Source organism: Streptomyces sp. NPDC035033 (assembly GCF_040636735.1).
In the GTDB taxonomy this organism is placed as follows: Bacteria; Actinomycetota; Actinomycetes; order Streptomycetales; family Streptomycetaceae; genus Streptomyces.
This window is the reverse complement of record NZ_JBEZUZ010000002.1, coordinates 129190-152008: the sequence shown is the minus strand read 5'-3', so window position 1 is coordinate 152008 and position 22819 is coordinate 129190. Positions and strand designations below refer to the sequence as shown.

Here is a 22819-nt window from a genome sequence, read left to right as displayed (position 1 = left end):
GACCGGGTCTGGCGGCCCGGACGTCGGCCCCGCTAGGTTCGCGGCACCGCTGTGAACCAAGGGGAGGCTGAATTGCGTAAGACGCTGAGGCTGATGCTGTCGATATCGGTGCTCATAGGCACCGTGGGCTCCACCGGGGTGGCCACCGCCACCGCCGCCGACGCGGAGTCCCGCGGCACGGTCGCGGACGCGCCGAGCGCGGACATCAAGGACCGCCTCCTGGCGATCCCCGGGATGTCCCTGATCGAGGAGAAGCCGTACGCCGGTTACCGCTTCTTCGTCCTGAACTACGAGCAGCCGGTCGACCACAAGCGGCCCTGGGCCGGCACGTTCCAACAGCGGATCTCGGTCCTCCACAAGGGCACCGACCGCCCCACCGTCTTCCGGACCAGCGGCTACGGCCTGAGCACCACCCCGAGCCGGTCCGAGCCGACCCGGATCGTCGACGGCAACCAGGTCTCCATGGAGTACCGCTTCTTCACGCCGTCCCGCCCGGCCCCCGCCGACTGGTCCAAGCTCGACATCTGGCAGGCCGCCAGCGACCAGCACCGGATCTTCACCGCCCTGAAGAAGGTCTACGGAGAGAACTGGCTCTCCACCGGCGGCTCCAAGGGCGGCATGACCGCCACCTACTACGAGCGCTTCTACCCGCGCGACATGGACGGCGTCGTCGCCTACGTGGCCCCCAACGACGTGGTGAACAAGGAGGACTCGGCCTACGACCGGTTCTTCGCGAACGTCGGCACGAAGGAGTGCCGCGACCGGCTGAACTCCATGCAGCGCGAGGCCCTGCTCCGCCGCGCCCCGCTCCAGGAGAAGTTCAAGGCGTGGGCGGCGGCCGAGGGCGCCACCTTCAACACGGTCGGCTCGCTCGACAAGGCGTGGGAGGCGACCGTCCTCGACTTCGTCTGGGGCTTCTGGCAGTCCTACGGCGAGGGCGTCTGCGACGCGGTCCCGGACGCGAAGACCGCGAGCGACGACACCGTCTACGAGACGATCGACGCCTACGCCGGCTGGTCCGCCTACACCGACCAGGGCCTGGAGTACTACACGCCGTACTACTACCAGGCGGCCACCGAGCTCGGCTCGCCCACCATCGAGCAGCCGCACCTCGACGGCCTGAGCCGCTACGGCTACCAGCCGGCCTCGAACTTCGTGCCCCGCGAGATCCCGATGAGGTTCAAGCCGTGGGTCATGCGGGACGTCGACGACTGGGTCCGCAAGAACGCGCACCGGATGCTCTTCGTCTACGGCGAGAACGACCCGTGGGGCGCCGAGCCGTTCCGCGTCGACAAGGGCGCCCGGGACAGCTACGTCTACTACGCGCCGGGCGCCAACCACGGCGCCAACGTCGCCGGACTCGTCGAGGCCGAGCGGGAGAAGGCCACCGCCCGCATCCTCGCCTGGGCCGGTGTCGAGGCCCCCGCCGTCGAGGCGGCCCGGCCCCTGGCGCGCTTCGACGCCCGCCTGGACCGGCCGGTGGACGAGGACGTGACGCGGGGTCACGGCCTGCGGCCGTGACCCCCGGTGGGGTGCGGCCCCGCGAGGCGCCGCACCCCGCCCGTCAGGCGTACGAGAGCCCGTACCCGACCGGGTAGAGCGTCACCGCCGGGTCCTCCGCGCTCCTGACCGGCACCGGCAGCCGCCCGCGCGGCGCCGCCCGCCCGGCCAGCACCCGTACGGCCGCCCGGAGTTCGACGTCGGTCCAGGAGTACGCGGCGAGCGCGGCCCGCGGGCCGGGGAGGCGGGCGACGTCGTACGGGTTGCGGAGCGCGACCGTCACCACCGGCACCCCGGTCGCCACGAGCCGCGCCACCAGCGTCCGCTGCGGGCTGGTCGCGGAGACGTTGTACGTGCCCACCACGACCACGTCCTGCCCGGCCGCCGCCGCCACCGCCTCGTCGATCCGGGCGGCGGTCGGGGAGATCCCGGTGGAGAGCACGGTCGGGGCGAAGCCCAGCTCCCGCAGGGCGGCCCCGAGGGTGGCGGTCGGCGGACCCGTCGTCCCGGACGGGGAGGCGGGGTCGGCGCCGACGACCAGGACCTTCCCGTGCGCGGCGGGGGAGAGCGGCAGGAAGCCGTCCTCGTTGACGAGGAGGGTGGTGGTCCGCTCGGCGATCCGGTCGGCCTCGGCGAGGTGCCGGGCGGTGCCGACGGTCGCGGCCACGGCCTCCCGGGTCGTGCACGGCTCGGCGAACAGCCCGCGCCGGGCCTTCAGCCGCAGGATCCGCAGAACCGATTCCTCGATCCGCTCCTCCGTCAGCTCCCCGTCCCGGACCGCCGTCAGGACCGCGTTCCACGCCACGTCCAGCTTCGGCGGGTTGAGCAGCTGGTCCACGCCCGCCCTGAGGGCGAGCACCGGCACCCGGTCGTCGCCGTACTTGGTGCGCACGCCCTGCATGTCGAGGGCGTCGGTCACCACCACCCCGTCGTAGCCGAGCTGTTCGCGGAGGACCCCGGTGAGGATGGGGCGGGAGAGCGTCGCCGGGTCCTCGGACGGGTCGAGCGCCGGGACGACCAGGTGCGCGGTCATGATCGCGTCGATGCCGGCGGCGATCGCGGCCCGGAACGGCGGGGCGTCCAGCTCGCTCCACTGCTCGCGGGTGTGGGTGATGACCGGCAGGCCGTAGTGGCTGTCCACGGCGGTGTCGCCGTGGCCGGGGAAGTGCTTGGCGGTGGCCGCGACCCCGGCGCCCTGGTAGCCGCGGATCTGCGCGGTGACGAGCCGGGAGACCGCGTCGGGGTCGGAGCCGAGGGAGCGGACGCCGATGACCGGGTTGGCCGGGTCGACGTTGACGTCGGCGACCGGGGCGTAGTTCTGCCGGATGCCCAGCGCGGCCAGTTCGGCGCCCGCGATCCGGGCGGCCTTGCGGGTGTCGGCCGGGGAGCCGCCCGCGCCGAGCGCCATCGCGCCCGGCAGGAGGGTGGCGGGTTCGCCGACCCGGCAGACGATGCCGTGCTCCTGGTCGGTGGAGATCAGGACGGGGACCGGGGTGCGGGCGGCGAGCGCGGCGGCCTGGATGCCGTTGGACAGCTCGGCGATCTGGTGCGGGGAGCGGGTGTTGTGGGCCCAGGCGAAGTAGATGACGCCGCCGAGGCGGTAGCGCTCGACCAGTTCGGCGGCGGTGCGGACGCCGAACTCGCGGAGGTTGGCGTCGGCGTCGGCCGGGTCGGGGGCGGTGGCCGAGTGGCCGTACACCCGCGAGACGAAGAGCTGGCCGACCTTCTCCTCCAGCGACATCCGGCCGACGATCCGGCGCAGCCGCTCCTCGGTCCGGGCGTCGGTGGCGTGGGCGGGGGCGACGGCCCCCGTGGCGGCGGCGACCGCGACCGCCGTGACGGCGAGCAGGGCGCGTCGGGTGGGGTGGGGCACTGGTGCTCCTTCCGGCCGTGCGAGCGTGAAAGAAACTTCCAAGGTGAACGGATAGTCTGAAAGTAACTGCCCGGTCAAGGATTCCCGCACGAATCGCCGAGAAGAGAGCTCCGTCCCGGTTCGGACCGCGGCGACCGGCTTCAGGCCCCGCGACCGGCTTCAGGCCCCCGCCGCGATCGACGGCCACGCCTCCTGGAGCGTACGGACCGTCTCCCGGATCGCCGGGCGGCGCGCCGCGCCCGCCCGCCACAGCGCGTGCAGCCGCCGCGCCGGCGCCGGGTCGAGCCGCAGCGGCGCCACCTCCGGCGGCAGCGCCCCGCGCCCGAGCCGGGGGACCAGCGCGATGCCGAGACCGGCCGCGACCAGCGCGACCTGGGTGTGGTTCTCCTCCGCCCGATGGACGATCCGGGGCTCGGCCCCGCTCGCCCGCAGCGTCCGCACCAGCCAGTCGTGGCACACCGTCCCCGGCGGCTGCGAGATCCACCGCTCGTCCGCCAGCTCCTCCCGCCGCACCGACCGCCGCGCCGCCAGCGGGTGCTCCCGGTGCACCAGGATGTCGCAGCCGTCGTCGCCGATCACCGCCTGCTCCACCCCGGGCGGCGCCGGCAGCGGGGCGATGTCCCAGTCGTGCGCCACCGCCAGGTCGAGGACCCCGCGCGCCACCAGGTCCACCGACAGGTGCGGGTCCACCTCGGTCAGCCGGGCGTCCAGACCGGGGTGACGCAGGGCCAGGTCCGCGAGGACCCGGGGCATCAGGCCGCGCGCCGCGCTCGGGAAGCAGCCGATCGCCAGCCGCCCGGCGGGCAGCCCGCGCCGCTCCTCCAGGCGCACCTCCGCCTCCTCCACGATCGCCAGCAACCGCTGTGCCGTGGCGGAGAGTTGGCGGGCCTCGTCGGTGAGGCGGACGCCCCGCCCGCTCCGTTCGAGCAGGGTCGTGCGGGTCTCCCGCTCCAGCTTCGCGATCTGCTGGGAGACCGCCGACGGGGTGTAGCCGAGGGCGGCCGCGGCGGCGCCCACGCTGCCGTGGACGGAGACGGCGTGCAGGGCGCGCAGACGTCCGAGATCGAGCACGGGGAACCTCCGACCACCGGTCCGGATGTAGCGGTGCTTCATCCAACCATGAAGGAATCCGTGCTGGTGCTACACGGTCGGGGCCCGTCATGCTCACCACCATGCGCCCCGCACACATCGCCCTCGCCGCGCTCGTCGCCGCGGTCTGGGGGGTCAACTTCGTCGTCATCGAGATCGGGCTCGACCACTTCCCCCCGCTGCTCTTCTCCGCCCTCCGCTTCCTCGTCGCCGCCCTCCCCGCCGTCTTCCTCGTCGGCCGCCCCAAGGTCGCCTGGAAGTGGATCGTCGCCGTCGGACTCGCCCTGGGCGTCGCCAAGTTCGGCCTCCTCTTCACCGGCATGGACCTCGGCGCCCCCGCCGGGCTCTCCTCCCTCGTCCTCCAGGTGCAGGCCGTCTTCACCGCCCTCCTCGCCTTCGCCGTCCTCGGCGAGCGCCCCGGCCGGCTCACCGTCCTCGGCATGGGCGTGGCCCTCGCGGGCATCGGCGTCGCCGCCGTCGACGAGGGCGCCTCGGGCCCGGTCACCGGCTTCGTCCTGGTCGTCGCGGCCGCCGCCTGCTGGGGCGTCTCCAACGTCCTCACCCGCAAGGCCGCCCCGCCCGACCCGCTCAACTGGATGGTCTGGGTCAGCACCGTGCCCGTCCTGCCGCTGCTCGCCCTCTCCCTCCTCCTGGAGGGCCCCGAGCGGGACCTGGCGGCGCTGCGCGCCCTCGACTGGACCGGCGCCGGCGTCATCCTCTACGTCGCCTGGATCACCACCGTCTTCGGCTTCGGGGCCTGGGGCTGGCTGCTCCGCCGCCACCCCGCCTCCTCCGTCGCCCCCTTCTCCCTCCTCGTCCCCGTCTTCGGCATGTCCTCGGCCGCCCTCTTCCTCGGCGAGCCGGTCGGCCCCCTGCGCTGGCTGGCGGCGGCGCTCCTGGTCGGCGGCGTGGCCCTGACGTCGCTCGCCCCGAAGCGGCCGAGGACCGGCCCGGATGCCCCCGGGGAGGCACGGCGTCCGGTCGCTCCCCCCGCCCCCTCCGGACCACGGCCCGAGCCCGCCGTCCCGGCCCCCGCGCCCGGGAGCCCCGCACCGGCCCCCTGACGGCACGGCCGCCGCGGGGCGCCGCCCGGAGCCCTGCCGGAACGTGCGCCGCCCGCCCCTCCGGCCACCACCGGGTGGCCTCGCCCGCGCGGAGTCCGGTACGGACGGGACCGCCGTCCCCCGCGCCCCGAGCGCGCCTGCCGCCCGCCCCGGCCGCTGCCACCGGGCGGCCGGCTCCGGGGGCACGACCCTCCGGGACGTGACCGGCGACGCCCCGGGCGCCACGGGCACGGGGCGGGCGGCCGGGGAGGGCGCGGCTCGCGTACGGGGCGGGCGGGGCGGCCGGGGGCAGCGGGACCGGAGCGGGCGTACGGGCCGGGCGCACGGGCCGGCCGGTCTTCCGGCGGTCCGGTGATCTAGGGTGCCGGGCATGGATCTCGTGCCCGTCGACCGCTCCCCGTCCGCCCCCGGCGCCGTCCTGCTCAGCGGCATCCCCGGCAGCGGGAAGTCCACCGTCGCCGCCGCCCTGGCCGCCCGTTTCCCGATGTCCGCGCACATCGAGGTCGACGAGCTCCAGAACCTGATCGTGCGGGGCTGCCACTGGCCCACTCCGGACCACGACCCGGAGGCCGACCGGCAGATCTTCCTCCGGGCCCGCAACGCCTGCCTCCTCGCCGGCAGCTTCGTCACGGCCGGTTTCCTGCCGGTCGTCGACGACGTCGTGGTCCGCCGCTCCCACCTGGGCTTCTACCGCGAGCAGTGGACCGCGGGCCCGCTGCACGCCGTCTTCCTCGCCCCCGGCCCGGACAAGGCCTGGGAGCGCAACAACGCCCGCCACAAGCGCCTCACCACCAACTGGGCCTTCCTCGACGACGCCATGCGCGAGGAACTGTCCGGCGAGGGAGTGTGGATCGACAACGCCGACCAGACGGTGGAGGAGACGGTCGACGCGGTCCTCGCCGCCACGGGCCTGACGGCCCATGCGGACCCGAAGACCGGCGCGTAGCTCAGCCCTCCCCCTCCGCACGCGGGAACCCGTCCGTCTTCACGACGATCTCGCGCCCTTCGAGGGGCAGGACCAGGTCCTCGCCGAAGGGGATCTTCTCCTGCTCGGTGTAGGTGCCGGTGCGCGTCGGGCCGCTGTGTACGGTGCAGACGTCCTCCGACGGGTCGATGATCACGTAGAGCGGGATCGCGCACTCGGCGTACATCCGCAGCTTCTTCTCGAAGTCGTCGTCCCGGGTGCTGAGCGAGATGATCTCCAGCACGGCCTCCAGGCTGTGCCACTCGAAGCGACCGCGCTTGTCGCGCTCGGCCCCGGGGGCGACGATGGCGAGATCGGGGGCGTAACCCCACAGGCCGGACGGGAAGTCGATCATGACATCCGACAGGACCTTGCCCTGGCCGGCCAGCTGCTCCTTGATCTGAGGCGCGGCCTCGATCAGGACATCCGACCGGCTCTCGCCCCGCGGCGTCATGATGATCTTTCCCTCGGTGATCTCTACGCGGAAGCCGTCGGGCAGGTTGGCGCCGTCCAGGACCTCCCAGGCGCCGGCGGTGACCATCGGTACGGTCGTCACGCGATCCTCCGTGTGTCCTCGCTCACCACGACAGCGGCGGGCTACCCCCGCGGCGCCGCCGTCGAGGCGCGGACCACCAGCTCGCCCGGGACCGTCTCCGTGCCGCCCGGCGGCGCGGCCTCCGTGATCACGGCCAGACGGCCGGCCCGGGCGCCCGACTCGTGGAGGGGGAGGCGGACGGTGGTCAGCGCGGGGACCGCGTCGACCGAGAAGGGGAGGTCGTCGAAGCCGGCCACCGAGACGTCGCCGGGGATCGACAGGTCCCGCTCCCGCAGGGCCGCGCAGACGCCGAGGGCCACCGTGTCGTTGGCGGCGACGATCGCCGTCAGGCGCGGGTCGCGGGCGAGGAGCTCGGCGACGGCCGCGTGGCCGGCGGCGCGGTCGTAGGGGCCGTGGACGGTCGGCCCCTCGGCGACGCCCGCCGCCGCCAGGGCCTCCCGGTGGCCCTCCAGACGGTGCCGGGTGGTGGTGCGGTCGGCGGGCCCGGCGACGTAACCGATCCGCCGGTGGCCGAGGTCGAGCAGGTGCTCGGTGAGCCGGCGCCCCCCGGCGCGGTTGTCGAAGACGAGCGCGGCGGTGTGGGCGTCCCCGGGCGCGGGCGGCCGGCCGCACAGCACGACCCGCGTCCCCGCCTCGGCCATCCGGGAGAGCTTCGCGGCCGTCGCCGCCAGGTGCCCGGGGTCCTCCAGCGAGCCGCCCATGAGGATCACGGCGGCGGCGCGCTGCCGCTGGAGCAGCGTGAGGTAGGTGAGCTCGCGCTCGGGGGAGCCGCCGGTGTTGCAGACGACGGCCAGCTTCTCGCCGCCCGCCCGGCCCGAGGCGCTCTCGCCGATCGCGCTCTGCGCCGCGCTCGCCATGATCCCGAAGAAGGGGTCGGCGATGTCGTTGACCAGCACTCCGACCAGGTCGGAGGTGGCGGCGGCGAGCGAGCTGGCCGGTCCGTTGAGGACGTAGTCCAGCTCCTCGACCGCCTTGAGGACCCGCTCGCGGGTCGAGGCGGCGACCGGGTAGTTGCCGTTCAGGACGCGGGAGACGGTCGCGGGGGAGACCCGGGCGCGGGCGGCCACGTCCGCCAGGGTGACGGTCATCGCGTGCGTACCTCCGACATCGTGCGTGTCCCCCCTCGTGCGGGCCCCCGCCCTCGCGTGCCTCCGAGGCCGAAGGTGCGGGGCCCTTGTCCGGCGTGATGTCGGCAGGCTAGCGTCATCTGCGGCAGAAAGCGCTTTCTATCGTCGCGCCGGAAGCGCTTTCTGCCGTGCTTCCGCGCAGTGAACGAGGGCGCAGGCCCGCAGGGAGAGGACAATCCGTGACACGCAGGACCATCCGCATCGCCATGAACGGCGTCACCGGACGCATGGGCTACCGCCAGCACCTCGTCCGCTCGATCCTCGCCCTGCGCGAACAGGGCGGCCTCGACCTCGGCGACGGCGAGGTCCTGTGGCCCGAGCCGGTCCTCGTCGGCCGCCGCGAGCACGCCCTGCGCGCCCTCGCCGAGAAGCACGGCCTGACCGAGTGGTCCACCGACCTCGACGCCGTCCTCGCCGACGACTCGATCGACGTCTACTTCGACGCCCAGGTCACCTCGGCCCGCGTCGACGCCCTGACCAAGGCGATCGAGGCCGGCAAGCACCTCTACACCGAGAAGCCCACCGCCGCCGACTTCGCCGGCGCCCTCGACCTCGCCCGCCTCGCCGCGGAGAAGGGGATCAAGCACGGCGTCGTCCAGGACAAGCTCTTCCTCCCCGGCCTGCTCAAGCTCAAGCGGCTCATCGACGGCGGCTTCTTCGGCGAGATCCTGTCCGTGCGCGGCGAGTTCGGCTACTGGGTCTTCGAGGGCGACTGGCAGGAGGCCCAGCGCCCCAGCTGGAACTACCGCGCCGAGGACGGCGGCGGCATCGTCGTCGACATGTTCCCGCACTGGGAGTACGTCCTCCACGAGCTCTTCGGCCGGGTCACCTCCGTCTCCGCCGAGATCGCCACCCACGTCCCGCGCCGCTGGGACGAGCAGGGCAAGCCGTACGAGGCGACCGCCGACGACGCCGCCTACGGCACCTTCCACCTGGAGGGCGGCGCCGTCGCCCAGATCAACTCCTCCTGGGCGGTCCGCGTCCACCGCGACGAGCTCGTCGAGTTCCAGGTCGACGGCACCGAGGGCTCCGCCGTCGCCGGCCTGCGGGGCTGCCGCGTCCAGCACCGCAGCGCCACCCCCAAGCCGGTCTGGAACCCCGACATCCCCGCCACCTACTCCTTCCGCGACCAGTGGCAGGAGGTCCCCGACAACACCGAGTTCGACAACGGCTTCAAGGCCCAGTGGGAGCTGTTCCTGCGACACGTCGTCCTCGACGAGCCGTACCACTGGGACCTCCTCGCCGGCGCCCGCGGCGTCCAGCTCGCCGAACTGGGCCTGAGGTCCGCCGCCGAGGGCCGCCGCCTGGACGTCCCGGAGGTCTCGCTGTGACGCTCCACCTCCCGCTCCCGGGCGGCGGCACGCGCGCGTACGAGCCGCGCGCCGAACCGCTCGCGCCCGCCGCGGCCGGCCCGCTGACCTCCCGTACGGTCTTCTCCGCCGCGCACGTCGTCGCCGACCCGTACGCCGACACCACCCCCGACGGCCCCGCCGCCGTCGACTGGGACGCCACCCTCGCCTTCCGCCGCCACCTGTGGTCCCACGGCCTCGGCGTCGCGGAGGCCATGGACACCGCCCAGCGTGGCATGGGCCTCGACTGGGCGGGCGCGGCCGAGCTGATCCGGCGCTCCGCCGCCGAGGCGAAGGCCGTCGGCGGTGCCGTCGCCTGCGGCGTCGGCACCGACCAGCTCGCCTCGGGCTCCCTCGCCGAGATCCGCGCGGCCTACGAGGAACAGCTCGCCGTCGTCGAGGAGTCCGGCGCCCGGGCCGTCCTGATGGCCTCCCGCGCGCTGGCCGCCGCGGCCACCGGCCCCGAGGACTACCTCGACCTCTACGGCCACCTCCTGCGCCAGGCCGCCGAACCGGTGATCCTCCACTGGCTCGGCCCCATGTTCGACCCGGCCCTGGAGGGCTACTGGGGCTCGACCGACCTCGACGCGGCCACCGAGACCTTCCTGGAGGTCGTCGCCGCCCACCCCGACAAGGTCGACGGCGTCAAGATCTCCCTCCTCGACGCGGGCCGCGAGGTCGCCCTCCGCCGCCGCCTCCCCGAGGGCGTCCGCTGCTACACCGGCGACGACTTCCACTACCCCGAGCTGATCGCCGGCGACGACCAGGGCTTCAGCCACGCCCTGCTCGGCGTCTTCGACCCGCTCGGCCCGCTCGCGGCGGAGGCCGTCCGGGTCCTGGACACCGGCGACACGGCCGGCTTCCGCAAGCTCCTCGACCCGACCGTCGCGCTCTCCCGGCACCTCTTCGAGCCGCCGACCCGCTACTACAAGACGGGCGTGGTCCTCCTCGCCTGGCTCGCGGGCCACCAGGAGCACTTCACGATGGTCGGCGGCCTCCACTCCGCCCGCTCCCTGCCGCACCTGGCCCGCGCCTACGAACTCGCCGACGGCCTCGGCCTGTTCCCGGACCCGGCCCGCGCGGAGTCCCGGATGCGGTCCCTGCTCACGGTGTACGGAGTCCCCCAGTGAACCTCGACCGCTTCAGCATCAACCAGATGACGGTGAAGCAGCTCCCCCTCCCCGAGCTGGTCGCGGAATGCGTCCGCCTCGGCGTCCCCGGGATCGGCCTGTGGCGCGACCCGGTGAAGGAGTACGGCGTCGACGAGACCGCGGCCCTGGTCGAGGAGGCGGGCCTGAAGGTCACCACCCTCTGCCGGGGCGGCTTCTTCACCACCGACGGCTGGGAGGCCGACAACCGCGCGGCGATCGACGAGGCGGCGGCGCTCGGCACCGACACCCTCGTCCTGGTCTCCGGCGGCCTGCCCGCCGGCAGCCGCGACCTGCCCGGGGCACGCGCGCGCATAGCGGACGCCATCGGAGTCCTCGCCCCCTACGCGGGCGCGCGCGGGGTCCGCCTCGCCATCGAGCCCCTCCACCCGATGTACGCCTCCGACCGCTGCGCGATCTCCACCCTGGACCAGGCCCTGGACATCGCGGAGCGCTTCCCGGCCGATCAGGTCGGCGTCACCGTCGACACGTACCACCTGTGGTGGGACGAGAACGCCCCGGCGGCGGTGGAGCGCGCCGCGGCCGGCGGCCGGATCCACTCCTTCCAGCTCGCCGACTGGACGACCCCCCTCCCGGAGGGCGTCCTCAACGGCCGGGGACAGCTCGGCACGGGATCCATCGACCTCACGTGGTGGGCCGCCCTCCTCGAACGGGTCGGCTACACGGGCCCGGTGGAGGTCGAGCTGTTCAACGACGTCCTGTGGGCGAGGGACGGCGTCGAGGTCCTGGAGGAGACCCTGGAGGCCTTCCTGAAGGTCTGAGTCCTGAAGGGGTGCGGCCCTTCTTCCCGCCGGGGCCGGGAGGGAACCGGGGTGTGCGGCCCCGTCCCGCCCGGCCCCGGCCCATGGGATGGGCGGTCAAGAACGCCCTACGTCCTGCTGTTCGACCTCCTTGAGGACACGGGCGACCGTCGCGAAGTCGTTGTCCCGGTGCAGGATGGTCAGGCCGTGGTGGACCGCCGTGGCGCAGAGGAGCAGATCGACCACGCCCGCCGCGCGGTGCTGCCCTTTCAGGGTCAGCTTGTATTGGGCGGTGTCCACCCACCGCCACGCGTCCTTCGGGATGCGCACCGGTGCGAACAGGGCGGCGAGTTCCTCGTCGACGTCGTCGCGGTCGTCCGGGCCGGTGGCCGTGAAAAGCACCTCCGCTCTGGTGGCCTCGCACATGCCGATGGCGCCCGTGTCGATCTCGGCTTCCCAGCGGCGCTGCGCCAGGGGATCAGTGCTGAGGTGGACGTACGCGCTGGTGTCGATGAGGTACGTGATCACCCGGCGTCCCCGCCGTGCTGGGCGGCCTTACGGGCTTCCCAGGCCCGGCGAAGGGGTTCCAGCTCCCCTCGTGCCCCGCGTTCTGCGAGACGCTGAAAGGCCGCCCTGCGGCGGTGACGCTTGATGACCTCTTCCAGCGCCGTGTTGATCGTGTCCTTCTTCGTGGTCGTGCCGAGCAGCTTCGCCGCCTCGGCCAGTACGTCGTCGTCCACGTCCACGTTGGTCACGCTCATGACCGGCCTCCATGCATGTCATGTGGGACGAATAACCATGCTTCCCACATGGTAGGCCAGGAACGGCATCCCTGAGCGAGAGTCGTCCACAGCCCCGCCCCGTTGTCGGCGGGTTTCGCTACGGTCGGAGCATGTCCAACGAGGGTCAGCCGCACCGCCCCGCCGTCCTGGAGGGGGTGCTGGAGAGGATCACGTACGCCAACGAGGAGACCGGGTACACGGTCGCCCGGGTCGACACCGGCCGGGGCGCCGGGGAGCTGCTCACCGTCGTCGGCGCGCTGCTCGGCGCGCAGCCGGGGGAGTCGCTGCGGATGGAGGGGCGCTGGGGCTCCCACCCGCAGTACGGCCGGCAGTTCCAGGTCGACAACTACACGACCGTGCTGCCCGCCACGATCCAGGGCATCCGGCGCTATCTGGGCTCCGGGCTGGTCAAGGGCATCGGCCCCGTCTTCGCCGACCGGATCACCACCCACTTCGGCCTGGAGACCCTCGACATCCTGGAGCGGGAGCCCGGCCGGCTCATCGAGGTGCCCGGCCTCGGGCCCAAGCGGACCAAGAACATCACCGCCGCCTGGGAGGAGCAGAAGGCGATCAAGGAGGTGATGGTCTTCCTCCAGACCGTCGGCGTCTCCACCTCCATCGCCGTCCGGATCTACAAGCAGTACGGCGACGACTCGATCACCGTCGTGCGCGAGCGGCCCTACCGGCTCGCCGCCGACGTCTGGGGCATCGGCTTCCTCACCGCCGACCGGATCGCCCAGGCCGTCGGCATCCCGCACGACAGCCCCGAACGGGTGAAGGCCGGCCTCCAGTACGCCCTCTCCCAGTCCGCCGACCAGGGGCACTGCTTCCTCCCGGAGGAGCGGCTGATCGCCGACTCCGTGAAGCTCCTCCAGGTGGACACCGGACTCGTCATCGAGTGCCTCGCCGAGCTGGCCCGGGACCCCGAGGGGGTCGTGCGGGAGACCGTCCCCGGGCCGGAGGGGCAGCCGGTCACCGCCGTCTACCTGATCCCCTTCCACCGGGCGGAGCTCTCCCTCGCCGGGCAGCTCCGCCGCCTCCTGCGCGCCCCCGAGGACCGCATGCCCGCCTTCCGGGACGTCTCCTGGGACCGGGCGCTGGGATGGCTCGCGGAGCGCACGGGGGCCGCCCTGGCGCCCGAGCAGGAGCAGGCGGTCCGGCTCGCCCTGACCGAGAAGGTCGCGGTCCTCACCGGCGGCCCCGGCTGCGGCAAGTCCTTCACCGTCCGGTCCGTCGTGGAGCTAGCCCGGGCCAAGAAGGCCACGGTGGTCCTCGCGGCGCCCACCGGCCGCGCCGCCAAGCGGCTCGCCGAGCTGACCGGCGCCGAGGCGTCCACCGTCCACCGGCTGCTCGAACTGAAGCCGGGCGGGGACGCGGCGTACGACCGGGACCGGCCGCTCGACGCCGACCTCGTCGTGGTCGACGAGGCGTCCATGCTCGACCTGCTGCTCGCGAACAAGCTGGTCAAGGCGGTCGCCCCGGGCGCCCACCTGCTGCTCGTGGGGGACGTGGACCAGTTGCCCTCGGTCGGCGCCGGCGAGGTCCTGGGCGACCTCCTGGCCCCCGGCAGCCCCGTCCCCGCCGTCCGGCTGACCCGGATCTTCCGCCAGGCCCAGCAGTCCGGCGTCGTCGTCAACGCCCACCGGATCAACGAGGGCGTGCCGCCCCGGACCGAGGGCCTGCCGGACTTCTTCCTCTTCGCGGAGGAGGAGACGGAGGACGCGGCCCGGGTCGCCGTCGAGGTCGCCGCCCGGCGCATTCCGGCCAGATTCGGTCTCGATCCGCGCCGGGACGTGCAGGTCCTGGCCCCGATGCACCGCGGTCCGGCCGGCGCGGGCGCGCTGAACGGGCTGCTCCAGCAGGCCATCACCCCCGCCCGCCCGGACCTCCCGGAGAAGCGGTTCGGCGGCCGGGTCTTCCGGGTGGGGGACAAGGTCACCCAGATCAGGAACAACTACGAGAAGGGGGCGAACGGCGTCTTCAACGGCACGGTCGGGGTGGTGACGGCGCTGGACCCCGTCGAGCAGCGCCTCACCGTCCGGACGGACGAGGACGAGGAGGTGCCGTACGCCTTCGACGAGCTGGACGAGCTGTCCCACGCGTACGCGGTCACCATCCACCGTTCGCAGGGCAGTGAGTATCCGGCGGTGGTGATCCCGGTCACCATGAGTGCGTGGATGATGCTCCAGCGGAACCTGCTCTACACGGCCGTGACCCGGGCGCGGAAGCTCGTCGTGCTGGTCGGTTCGCGTCGCGCGATCGCCCAGGCGGTCCGGACGGTCTCGGCGGGACGGCGCTTTACCGCACTGGCCCACCGGCTGACAGAGGGCGCCCTCGTGTGAAAGATCACGAGGGACTACCGGAACCGGGGCGAAGGGGGCAGGATGTGCAGGTTGGCGGCACTGAGTGCCGCTGATTGGCCCAATGGCGACCCCGAGTGCACTCTCCTGAGCCGAGTGGGGGATGGTAGAGACAGTCAGGGCACCTCGAAGAAGAGGCACTACGTCGGTGAGGGATGACGTGAGCGACAACTCTGTAGTACTGCGGTACGCGGACGGTGAATACACCTACCCGGTGGTCGAGAGCACCGTCGGCGACAAGGGCTTCGACATCGGAAAGCTGCGAGCCCAGACCGGTCTGGTCACCCTGGACAGCGGATACGGCAACACCGCCGCCTACAAATCCGCGATCACCTACCTCGATGGTGAGCAGGGCATCCTGCGGTACCGCGGCTACCCCATCGAGCAGCTGGCCGAGCAGTCCACCTTCCTGGAGGTGGCCTACCTGCTGATCAACGGTGAGCTGCCGAAGGCGGACGAGCTCTCCGTCTTCCAGAACGAGATCACCCAGCACACGCTGGTCCACGAGGACGTCAAGAACTTCTTCCGCGGCTTCCCGCGGGACGCCCACCCGATGGCGATGCTGTCCTCCGTGGTCTCCGCGCTGTCCACCTTCTACCAGGACAGCCACAACCCGTTCGACGAGCGCCAGCGCCACCTGTCGACGATCCGGCTCCTCGCGAAGCTGCCGACGATCGCGGCGTACGCGTACAAGAAGTCGATCGGCCACCCGTTCGTCTACCCGCGCAACGACCTCGGCTACGTCGAGAACTTCCTGCGGATGACGTTCTCGGTCCCGGCCCAGGAGTACGAGCTCGACCCGGTCGTCGTCTCGGCGCTGGACAAGCTGCTGATCCTGCACGCGGACCACGAGCAGAACTGTTCGACCTCGACCGTGCGTCTGGTCGGCTCCTCGCAGGCGAACATGTTCGCCTCGATCTCCGCGGGCATCTCCGCCCTGTGGGGCCCGCTGCACGGCGGCGCCAACCAGTCGGTCCTGGAGATGCTGGAGGGCATCCAGGCCAACGGCGGCGACGTCGACTCCTTCATCCGCAAGGTGAAGAACAAGGAGGACGGCGTCCGCCTGATGGGCTTCGGCCACCGGGTGTACAAGTCCTTCGACCCGCGCGCCAAGATCATCAAGGCGGCGGCGCACGACGTCCTCTCGGCCCTCGGCAAGTCCGACGAGCTGCTGGACATCGCGCTCAAGCTGGAGGAGCACGCGCTCTCCGACGAGTACTTCGTCTCGCGCAACCTCTACCCGAACGTGGACTTCTACACGGGCCTCATCTACCGCGCGATGGGCTTCCCGACCGAGATGTTCACCGTGCTCTTCGCCCTCGGCCGCCTTCCGGGCTGGATCGCCCAGTGGCACGAGATGATCAAGGAGCCGGGTTCCCGCATCGGCCGTCCGCGCCAGATCTACACCGGCGAGGTCCTCCGCGACTTCGTCCCGGTCGACGAGCGCTGAGCCGGTCCCGCACAGACCGGCTGAGGCCGGCGGCGCACCGCCGCTGAGGCCGCGAGGGCAGACAGAAGCGCCCCGCTCTCCGATCCCCCCACGGGTCGGCGAGCGGGGCGCTTCCCATATCCCCGGTGCGGATTCCCCCCACGGGATCCGGGCCGGGCGTCCGGTGCGCGGTCTGCCGGGGTACGTACGGGAGGGCCGCTCAAAGCTCCCCGGTGCACGTGCCCCGGCCGCGCTTGCCTGTCGGGACGTCCCCCAAGACCTCCCGGCGAACGTCCCCCAAGACGTTCTGGCATCGCCCACTTAGACTCGCGAACAGCCCAGATGGTTACCCCCCAATATCTGTGATCTAGGTCTCTTTGTGAAGGACTTGTGCGTCACGTGTAGGTGAAATCAACGGAACCGCCGCAGGCGCAGGCTGTTGGTCACCACGAAGACGGACGAGAAGGCCATGGTCAGGCCCGCGATCATCGGGTTGAGCAGACCGGCCGCGGCCAGCGGCAGGGCGGCGACGTTGTAGCCGAAGGCCCACGCCAGATTTCCCTTGATCGTGGCCAGGGTCCGCCGGGAGAGCCGGATCGCGTCGGCGGCGGCCCGCAGGTCGCCCCGGACGAGGGTGAGGTCGCTCGCCTCGATCGCCGCGTCCGTGCCGGTGCCCATCGCGAGGCCCAGGTCGGCGGTGGCGAGGGCGGCGGCGTCGTTCACCCCGTCGCCGACCATGGCGACCGTACGGCCCTCGTCCCGGAGCCGCCGGATCACCCCGGCCTTCTCCTCCGGCAGCACCTCGGCGATCACCTCCTCGACGCCGACCTCGGCCGCGACGGCCTCCGCGACGGCCCGCCGGTCGCCGGTGAGCAGCACCGGCCGCAGCCCGAGGGCGCGGAGCCGGGCGACGGCCTCGGCGCTGGTGTCCCTGACGGCGTCGGCGACGGCGAGGGAGCCGCGGTAGACCCCGTCCCAGGCGACCAGCACGGCGCCGTCCGCCGCGTCCGCCGGCACCGGCACCTCCTCGGCGGCGAGCAGCGCGGCCCGGCCGGCGAGGACCAGGTGGCCGTCGACGGAGCCGCGCACGCCGAGGCCGGGCACGTTCTCGAACCCCTTGGGGACGGGCAGCTCGCCGGCCGGGACGCCGAGGCGGTCGGCGGCGCCGGCGGCGACGGCCCGGGCGACCGGGTGCTCGGAGGAGTGCTCCAGGGCGCCGGCGAGCCGCAGCAGCAGCCGCTCGTCGGTGCCGTCGGCCGGGTGGACGCCGGTGAGCGTCATCCGGCCGGTGGTGACCGTGCCGGTCTTGTCGAGGACGACGGTGTCGACCCGGCGGGTGGACTCCAGGACCTCGGGGCCCTTGATGAGGATGCCGAGCTGGGCGCCCCGGCCGGTGCCGACGAGCAGCGCGGTCGGGGTGGCGAGCCCGAGCGCGCAGGGGCAGGCGATGATCAGGACGGCGACGGCGGCGGTGAACGCGGCGGTCGCGCCCGCGCCGGCGCCGAGCCAGAACCCGAGGGTGGCCAGGGCGAGCAGCAGGACGACGGGGACGAAGACGGCGGAGACCCGGTCGGCGAGCCGCTGCACCCCGGCCTTGCCGCTCTGGGCCTCCTCGACGAGCTTCGCCATCCGGGCGAGCCGGGTGTCGTCGCCGACCCGCTCGGCCCGCACGACCAGCCGGCCGGAGACGTTGAGGCAGCCGCCGGTGACGGGGTCGCCGGCGGTGACGTCGACGGGCAGGGACTCGCCGGTGAGCAGCGAGGCGTCGACGGCCGAGGCGCCCTCGGCGACGGTGCCGTCGGTGGCGATCTTCTCGCCGGGGCGGACGACGAAGAGGTCACCGGCCCGGAGGGCGTCCACCGGCACCCGCACCTCGGCGCCCGCGCGCAGGACGGCGACGTCCTTGGCGCCGAGCTCCATCAGGGCCCGCAGCGCGGCCCCCGCCTTCCGTTTGGCGCGGGCCTCCAGCCAGCGGCCGAGGAGGAGGAAGACAGTGACGCCGGCGGCGACCTCCAGGTAGACCGTGGCGGCGCCGTCGGCGCGGTCCGCGGTGAGGTCGAAGCCGTGGCGCATCCCGGGCGCGCCGGCGTCGCCGAGGAAGAGGGCCCACAGCGACCAGCCGTACGCGGCGAGGGTGCCGACCGAGACGAGGGTGTCCATGGTGGCGGCGCCGTGCCGGAGGTTGGTCCAGGCGGCCCGGTGGAAGGGGAGGCCGCCCCAGACGACGACGGGGGAGGCGAGGGCGAGCGAGAGCCACTGCCAGTTGTCGAACTGGAGCGCGGGGACCATGGCGAGCAGGACCACGGGGGCGGCGAGGACGGCGGAGACGACCAGCCGCCGGCGCAGGGCGGCGAGCTCGGGGTCGGCCTCCGGTTCCGCCGCCGCCTCGGGCTCCGGCGGCGCGGGCTCCTCGGCGGTGTAGCCGGTCCTCACCACGGTGGCGATGAGCTCGTCGACGCCGACCCCGGGCACGTGCTCGACGCGGGCCTTCTCGGTGGCGTAGTTGACGGTCGCGGTGACGCCGTCCATCCGGTTGAGCTTCTTCTCGACGCGGGCCGCGCAGGAGGCGCAGGTCATCCCGCCGATGATCAGCTCGGTGACGGTGGTGCTGGGCATGTGCGGTTCCAAAAGGGGAGCAGGGCCGTACCAGGCAACGGTACGGCCCTGCGGTGCCGGTGCGGCGGGTGGTCAGACCAGCTCGTAGCCGGCCTCGTCGACGGCGGCGGCGACGGCCTCGCGGTCGAGCGGGGCGGCGGAGACCACGGTGACCTCGCCGGTCTTGGCGACGGCGGTGACCGAGGTGACGCCGGGGATGGCGGAGATCTCGCCGGAGACGGCGCCCTCGCAGTGGCCGCAGGTCATGCCCTTGACCTGGTAGACGGTGGTGAGTTCGGTCTGCGTCTCGGCGGCCATGGCGTTCTCCTCATTCGGTTCGGAGCCTTACGTGGCCGACTCTATACCCCTAGGGGGTATGAAATCCAGTCGTGTCCGGCGCGCGTCGGGCGAGCGATCCCAGCCACGCCAGCCCCACCAGTGTCACCAGGACCAGCCCGCCCACCGAGAAGAGGGTGAAGAGGTGCTCCTGCTCGGACGTGGGGCTCGGGAGGTACCCCTGGGCGAAGAGCGAGCGGTCGAGGTCGGTCGCGGTCAGCCGCAGCACCAGCCAGAGCGCGATCCCGTGCATCGAGTCCCACAGGGCGTGCAGCACCGCGACCCCCAGGTAGGCGCCGACGACCGGACCGGCGAGGCGGAAGCGGCCGTCGGGGCGGCGGAAGGAGAAGAGCACCGCGCCCGCGATCGCCGTCCACAGGCCGTGCCCGAAGGGGGCGAGGACCCCGCGCAGGATCTCCGTCTCCAGCAGGGAGCGCAGGTCGATGCCGTCCAGGGTGACCGCCGCGTTGAAGGCGTACCCCGCGCTCTCGAAGGCGGCGAAGCCGAAGCCGACCGACCCGCCGAGCACCAGGCCGGCCCGCAGGCCGCGCAGGTGCGGGCGGCGGCGGACGACGAACACCAGGGCGGCGAGCTTCACCGCCTCCTCGATCAGCCCCACCCCGAGGAACATCCACAGGGAGGGGTGGAGCAGGTAGTACTCCATCACCGAGGCGCCCAGGACGCCGAGGACGCCGCCGGTGACGAAGCAGCCGAGGATCACCGGCAGGCCGAGGTCGCGGCCGTGCCGCTCGTACGCCCACAGGACGAAGACGCCCGGGACGAGGAAGCTGCCCAGCAGGATCAGGGTGGGCAGCAGGGTGGTGTTGGCGGTGGCGTACGTGACCACCGCGGTGAGCGCCCACAGGGCCAGGCCGCCGCCCAGGCAGCGCTTCCACAGGCCGGGACGCGGCCCGGCGGGCCCGGCGGGCGCCGGGGGCGGGGGAGGGGGCTCGGTCGTGGGCCGGTACTCGTGCATCCGCGGGCCTCCAAGTCCCTCCGCCGACGGGGCGTCTGACCGGAGCTTATGGTAGATACCCGATATGTCGCATTCGGGGACCACGCTCGTCCTGATCATGGTGATCGCCGTCCTGGCGCCGCTGCTGGCCTACTGGGCGGGGCGCCGCGTCCCCGTCCCGCTCGCCGTCTTCGAGATCCTCCTCGGCATCGTCATCGGCCCCGACGTCCTCGGCTGGGCCCACTCCGACGAACTGATCGACGGCCTCTCCGAACTCGGCCTCACCATGCTGATCTTCCTGGCGGGGTACGAGATCGAGTTCGGCAAGGTCCGCGGCGACACCCTCCGGCGCTCGGTGTGGGCCTGGCTGGCGGCGCTCGCCCTCGGCCTCGCCGCCGGCGTCCTCCTCGGCGGCGGCTACGCCACCGGCGTCTTCATCGGCGTCGCCCTCACCAGCACCGCCCTCGGCACCGTCCTGCCCGTGCTGCGGGACTCCGGCGGGCTGCGCGGCCGCTTCGGCTCGGTCGTCATGGCCTTCGGCGCGGTCGGCGAGTTCGGCCCGATCATCGCCATGGCGCTGCTGCTCAGCGGACGCACCGCCGCCGAGTCCACCGTGCTGCTCGCGGTCTTCGCCGCGCTCACCGCGGCCGCCGTGTACTGGGCGCTGCGGCCGCGCCCGCCGTGGTTCTCCGCCGTCATCGCCCGGACGCTGCACACCAGCGGCCAGTTCGCGGTCCGCTTCGTCTTCCTGCTGCTCGCGCTGATGCTCGGCGCCTCGACGGCGCTCGGCCTCGACGTGCTCCTCGGCGCCTTCGCCGCCGGGCTCATCACCCGGCTCGTCCTCACCGGGGCGGCGCCCGAGGCCGGCCCGGAGATCCTGGAGAAGGTCGAGGGCGTCGGCTTCGGCTTCCTCGTGCCGGTCTTCTTCGTCGTCACCGGCATCGAGTTCGACCTCGACTCGCTGCTCTCCGGCGGCCGGGCGCTGCTGCTCCTGCCGGTCTTCCTGCTGCTCTTCCTGGTGGTGCGCGGCGGCCCGGTCTGGTTCCTGGCCCCGCGCGACCTCGACCGGAAGGACCGGGGCGCGCTGGTGCTGTACGGCTCCACCGCGCTGCCGCTCGTCGTCGCCATCACCACCATCGGCCTCGACGACGGGGCCCTGGCGGCGGGCGAGGCGGCGGCGCTGGTCGGCGCCGGGATGGTCTCCGTCCTGGCCTTCCCGCTGCTCGCGCTGCGGCTGCGGGCGGGCCGGGAGGAGGCGCCGGAGGAGGGGGAGGCGACGGTCGGCGGCGGGTCGGAGGCGTGGTGAGCCCCGCGCCCGGCCGCGGGGAGGACCCGTTCGGGCCGGGACGCGCCGCGGCGCCGCCCCCGGACTCCACCGGAGGGCGGCGCCGCGCGGGCGGACGGGCGGCTCAGTCGCGGCGGCCCCGGTTGCCCGGCCGGCTCGCGACCCAGGCGCGGACGGTGTCCGCGTACCAGAAGGGCTTGCCCGACTCGACGTGGTCGGGCGGCGGGAGGAGCCCGTGCTTCCGGTAGGAGCGGACCGTGTCCGGCTGGACCCGGATGTGCGCCGCGATGTCCTTGTACGACCAGAGGCTTCTGTCCGTCATGCCTGTACCTCCCTCACGCCCCGTACCGCGCAGCGGTGGCGGGGGATGCCGTTCGGGGGCGCTGCGGGCGGTGGCGTCGGTGATCACTGAGCCTGTGCCCCGAGAACGAGCCGCCCGGACGGCCGGAGAGCGCCTGTCGAACTCCTGTGACGCGGAACCCGCGTAACCGCGACATGTGTGACGGGGGCGCGAACCCCGTGACGGAAGTGACGAACGGTCACAACGGCGCGCCCGCGTGCGCCGGAGCGCCCGGGGGCTCACGGACCCCGGGGAGCCGCCCCCGGCGCCGGACCGGCTACAGGCCGCAGGAGCGGAGGTAGCCGCGGGTGCGCAGGGCGATCGGATAGGGGGCGTCCGGCTCGCAGGGGTACATGTCCTGCTCCACGATCGCGAAGAGCTCCGCGTCCAGCGCCGCCGCGGCCGCGAGCACCGGCTCCAGGGCCGGCACCCCCGACGGCGGCTCGCACATCACGCCCCGCGCCACCGCCGGGCCGAACGGCAGCCCCTCGGCCCGCACCACCGCCAGCACCGCCGGGTCCACCTGCTTCAGATGGAGGTAGCCGATGCGCTCCCCGTAGGTCTCGATCAGCTTGACGCTGTCCCCGCCCGCGTACGCGTAGTGCCCGGTGTCCAGGCAGAGCGCCACCGCCTCCGGATCGGTGGCGTCGAGGAAACGGGTCACGCTCTCCTCGTCGTCGAGGTGGGTGTCGGCGTGCGGGTGGACCACGATCCGCAGCCCGTACCGCTCCCGCACCTCCCGCCCGAGGCGCTCGGTCAGCGTCGTCAGGTGCCGCCACTGCTCCGCCGACAGCACCCGGTCCTCCAGCACCTCGCCGGTCCTGTCGTCCCGCCAGAAGGAGGGGATCACCACCAGGTGCCGGGCGCCCACGGCCTCGGCCAGCGCCGCGTTCTCCGCGACGTGCGCCCAGGTCCGCTCCCACACCGCGGGCCCGTGGTGCAGGCCGGTGAAGACCGTGCCCGCCGACACCCGCAGCCCGCGCCGGGCGGTCTCCTCGGCGAGCAGCGCCGGATCGGTGGGCAGATAGCCGTACGGGCCGAGCTCGATCCACTCGTAGCCGGCCCCCGCCACCTCGTCGAGGAACCGCTGCCACGGCACCTGCCGGGGATCGTCCGGGAACCACACCCCCCAGGAGTCCGGGGCGGAACCGATCCGGATGCGGGAGGGCGACGGCGACGGCGGCTTCGTCATGCCAGCCACCTTGACCGCGCCCCGGAGCAGCGTCAAGACGGCCGCCGGACCCGCCGGGCACGCGTCCGAATGTCCGGACATGTCGTTGACACGCCTCCCGGCGGACGACTAGAC

20 protein-coding genes are annotated in these 22819 nt (G+C 73.4%); 9 read left to right on the top strand and 11 right to left on the bottom strand.

Annotated features, from left to right (window positions below):
* Nucleotides 1–72: 72 nt before the first annotated feature.
* The gene (locus tag AB0E83_RS02075; RefSeq protein ID WP_362104481.1) at nt 73–1521 is read left to right on the top strand and encodes an aminopeptidase; all 1449 of its coding nucleotides are present in this window, start codon (nt 73–75) and stop codon (nt 1519–1521) included.
* A gap of 43 nt (nt 1522–1564) precedes the next feature.
* Here AB0E83_RS02075 and AB0E83_RS02070 read toward each other — a convergent pair whose 3' ends face one another.
* Both AB0E83_RS02070 and AB0E83_RS02065 read right to left on the bottom strand, forming a co-directional pair.
* A complete protein-coding gene (locus AB0E83_RS02070; RefSeq protein WP_362104479.1) occupies nt 1565–3373 on the bottom strand; it encodes a glycoside hydrolase family 3 protein in 1809 nt (602 codons plus the stop codon).
* Between the two features lie 159 nt (nt 3374–3532).
* Nucleotides 3533–4444 (bottom strand): LysR family transcriptional regulator, encoded by a 912-nt coding sequence (locus tag AB0E83_RS02065; protein WP_362104477.1) that lies wholly within the window; start codon nt 4442–4444, stop codon nt 3533–3535.
* Between the two features lie 101 nt (nt 4445–4545).
* Here AB0E83_RS02065 and AB0E83_RS02060 point away from each other — a divergent pair, with 101 nt between their 5' ends.
* Nucleotides 4546–5526 carry an EamA family transporter gene (locus tag AB0E83_RS02060; protein WP_362104475.1) on the top strand — a complete coding sequence of 327 codons (981 nt, stop codon included), beginning with the start codon at nt 4546–4548 and terminating at the stop codon, nt 5524–5526.
* Between the two features lie 370 nt (nt 5527–5896).
* Entirely contained in the window at nt 5897–6472 is a 576-nt protein-coding gene (locus tag AB0E83_RS02055; RefSeq protein WP_362104473.1) for an AAA family ATPase, read from the top strand.
* Nucleotide 6473: 1 nt separating this feature from the next.
* Here the strand turns inward: AB0E83_RS02055 and AB0E83_RS02050 are convergent, their stop codons facing one another.
* Both AB0E83_RS02050 and AB0E83_RS02045 read right to left on the bottom strand, forming a co-directional pair.
* Complete coding sequence (locus tag AB0E83_RS02050) at nt 6474–7046, bottom strand: Uma2 family endonuclease (RefSeq protein WP_362104471.1); 573 nt, start codon at nt 7044–7046, stop codon at nt 6474–6476.
* 41 nt (nt 7047–7087) lie between these two features.
* Complete coding sequence (locus AB0E83_RS02045) at nt 7088–8134, bottom strand: LacI family DNA-binding transcriptional regulator (protein WP_362104470.1); 1047 nt, start codon at nt 8132–8134, stop codon at nt 7088–7090.
* Between the two features lie 218 nt (nt 8135–8352).
* On the opposite strand from AB0E83_RS02045, the gene AB0E83_RS02040 reads away from it, so the two are divergent.
* Genes AB0E83_RS02040 through AB0E83_RS02030 form a run of 3 tightly spaced genes read left to right on the top strand, consistent with a single transcriptional unit; the run spans nt 8353 to nt 11452 of the window.
* Entirely contained in the window at nt 8353–9504 is a 1152-nt protein-coding gene (locus AB0E83_RS02040; protein ID WP_362104468.1) for a Gfo/Idh/MocA family oxidoreductase, read from the top strand.
* On the top strand, nt 9501–10652 hold the full coding sequence (locus AB0E83_RS02035; protein ID WP_362104466.1) for a dihydrodipicolinate synthase family protein: 1152 nt from the start codon (nt 9501–9503) through the stop codon (nt 10650–10652). The genes AB0E83_RS02040 and AB0E83_RS02035 overlap by 4 nt, the downstream gene beginning before the upstream one ends.
* Nucleotides 10649–11452 (top strand): sugar phosphate isomerase/epimerase family protein, encoded by an 804-nt coding sequence (locus tag AB0E83_RS02030; protein ID WP_362104464.1) that lies wholly within the window; start codon nt 10649–10651, stop codon nt 11450–11452. Before AB0E83_RS02035 ends, AB0E83_RS02030 begins: the two co-directional genes overlap by 4 nt.
* A 96-nt stretch (nt 11453–11548) precedes the next feature.
* Here AB0E83_RS02030 and AB0E83_RS02025 read toward each other — a convergent pair whose 3' ends face one another.
* Both AB0E83_RS02025 and AB0E83_RS02020 read right to left on the bottom strand, forming a co-directional pair.
* Nucleotides 11549–11959: a PIN domain nuclease gene (locus AB0E83_RS02025; RefSeq protein WP_362104462.1), complete on the bottom strand. Its 411-nt coding sequence runs from the start codon at nt 11957–11959 to the stop codon at nt 11549–11551.
* Nucleotides 11956–12192, bottom strand: a complete 237-nt coding sequence (locus AB0E83_RS02020; RefSeq protein ID WP_362104460.1) for a type II toxin-antitoxin system VapB family antitoxin — start codon at nt 12190–12192, stop codon at nt 11956–11958. Before AB0E83_RS02020 ends, AB0E83_RS02025 begins: the two co-directional genes overlap by 4 nt.
* 131 nt (nt 12193–12323) lie before the next feature.
* Here AB0E83_RS02020 and AB0E83_RS02015 point away from each other — a divergent pair, with 131 nt between their 5' ends.
* Complete coding sequence (locus tag AB0E83_RS02015; RefSeq protein WP_362104458.1) at nt 12324–14555, top strand: ATP-dependent RecD-like DNA helicase; 2232 nt, start codon at nt 12324–12326, stop codon at nt 14553–14555.
* 178 nt (nt 14556–14733) lie between these two features.
* Entirely contained in the window at nt 14734–16023 is a 1290-nt protein-coding gene (locus AB0E83_RS02010) for a citrate synthase (protein WP_362104457.1), read from the top strand.
* Between the two features lie 390 nt (nt 16024–16413).
* On the opposite strand, the gene AB0E83_RS02005 is transcribed toward AB0E83_RS02010, so the two are convergent.
* The 3 genes from AB0E83_RS02005 to AB0E83_RS01995 form a co-directional block, all read right to left on the bottom strand.
* Entirely contained in the window at nt 16414–18618 is a 2205-nt protein-coding gene (locus tag AB0E83_RS02005; RefSeq protein WP_362104455.1) for a heavy metal translocating P-type ATPase, read from the bottom strand.
* A gap of 72 nt (nt 18619–18690) precedes the next feature.
* Nucleotides 18691–18915 carry a cation transporter gene (locus AB0E83_RS02000; protein WP_362104453.1) on the bottom strand — a complete coding sequence of 75 codons (225 nt, stop codon included), beginning with the start codon at nt 18913–18915 and terminating at the stop codon, nt 18691–18693.
* A 49-nt stretch (nt 18916–18964) separates the two neighbouring features.
* The gene (locus AB0E83_RS01995) at nt 18965–19909 is read right to left on the bottom strand and encodes a PrsW family intramembrane metalloprotease (protein WP_362104451.1); all 945 of its coding nucleotides are present in this window, start codon (nt 19907–19909) and stop codon (nt 18965–18967) included.
* Between the two features lie 64 nt (nt 19910–19973).
* Between AB0E83_RS01995 and AB0E83_RS01990 the strand changes: the two genes are divergently transcribed.
* Nucleotides 19974–21194 (top strand): cation:proton antiporter, encoded by a 1221-nt coding sequence (locus tag AB0E83_RS01990; protein ID WP_362104449.1) that lies wholly within the window; start codon nt 19974–19976, stop codon nt 21192–21194.
* A gap of 103 nt (nt 21195–21297) precedes the next feature.
* Here AB0E83_RS01990 and AB0E83_RS01985 read toward each other — a convergent pair whose 3' ends face one another.
* A complete protein-coding gene (locus AB0E83_RS01985; RefSeq protein WP_362104447.1) occupies nt 21298–21495 on the bottom strand; it encodes a MerR family transcriptional regulator in 198 nt (65 codons plus the stop codon).
* Between the two features lie 295 nt (nt 21496–21790).
* Entirely contained in the window at nt 21791–22705 is a 915-nt protein-coding gene (locus AB0E83_RS01980; RefSeq protein ID WP_362104445.1) for a sugar phosphate isomerase/epimerase, read from the bottom strand.
* Nucleotides 22706–22819: the final 114 nt, after the last annotated feature.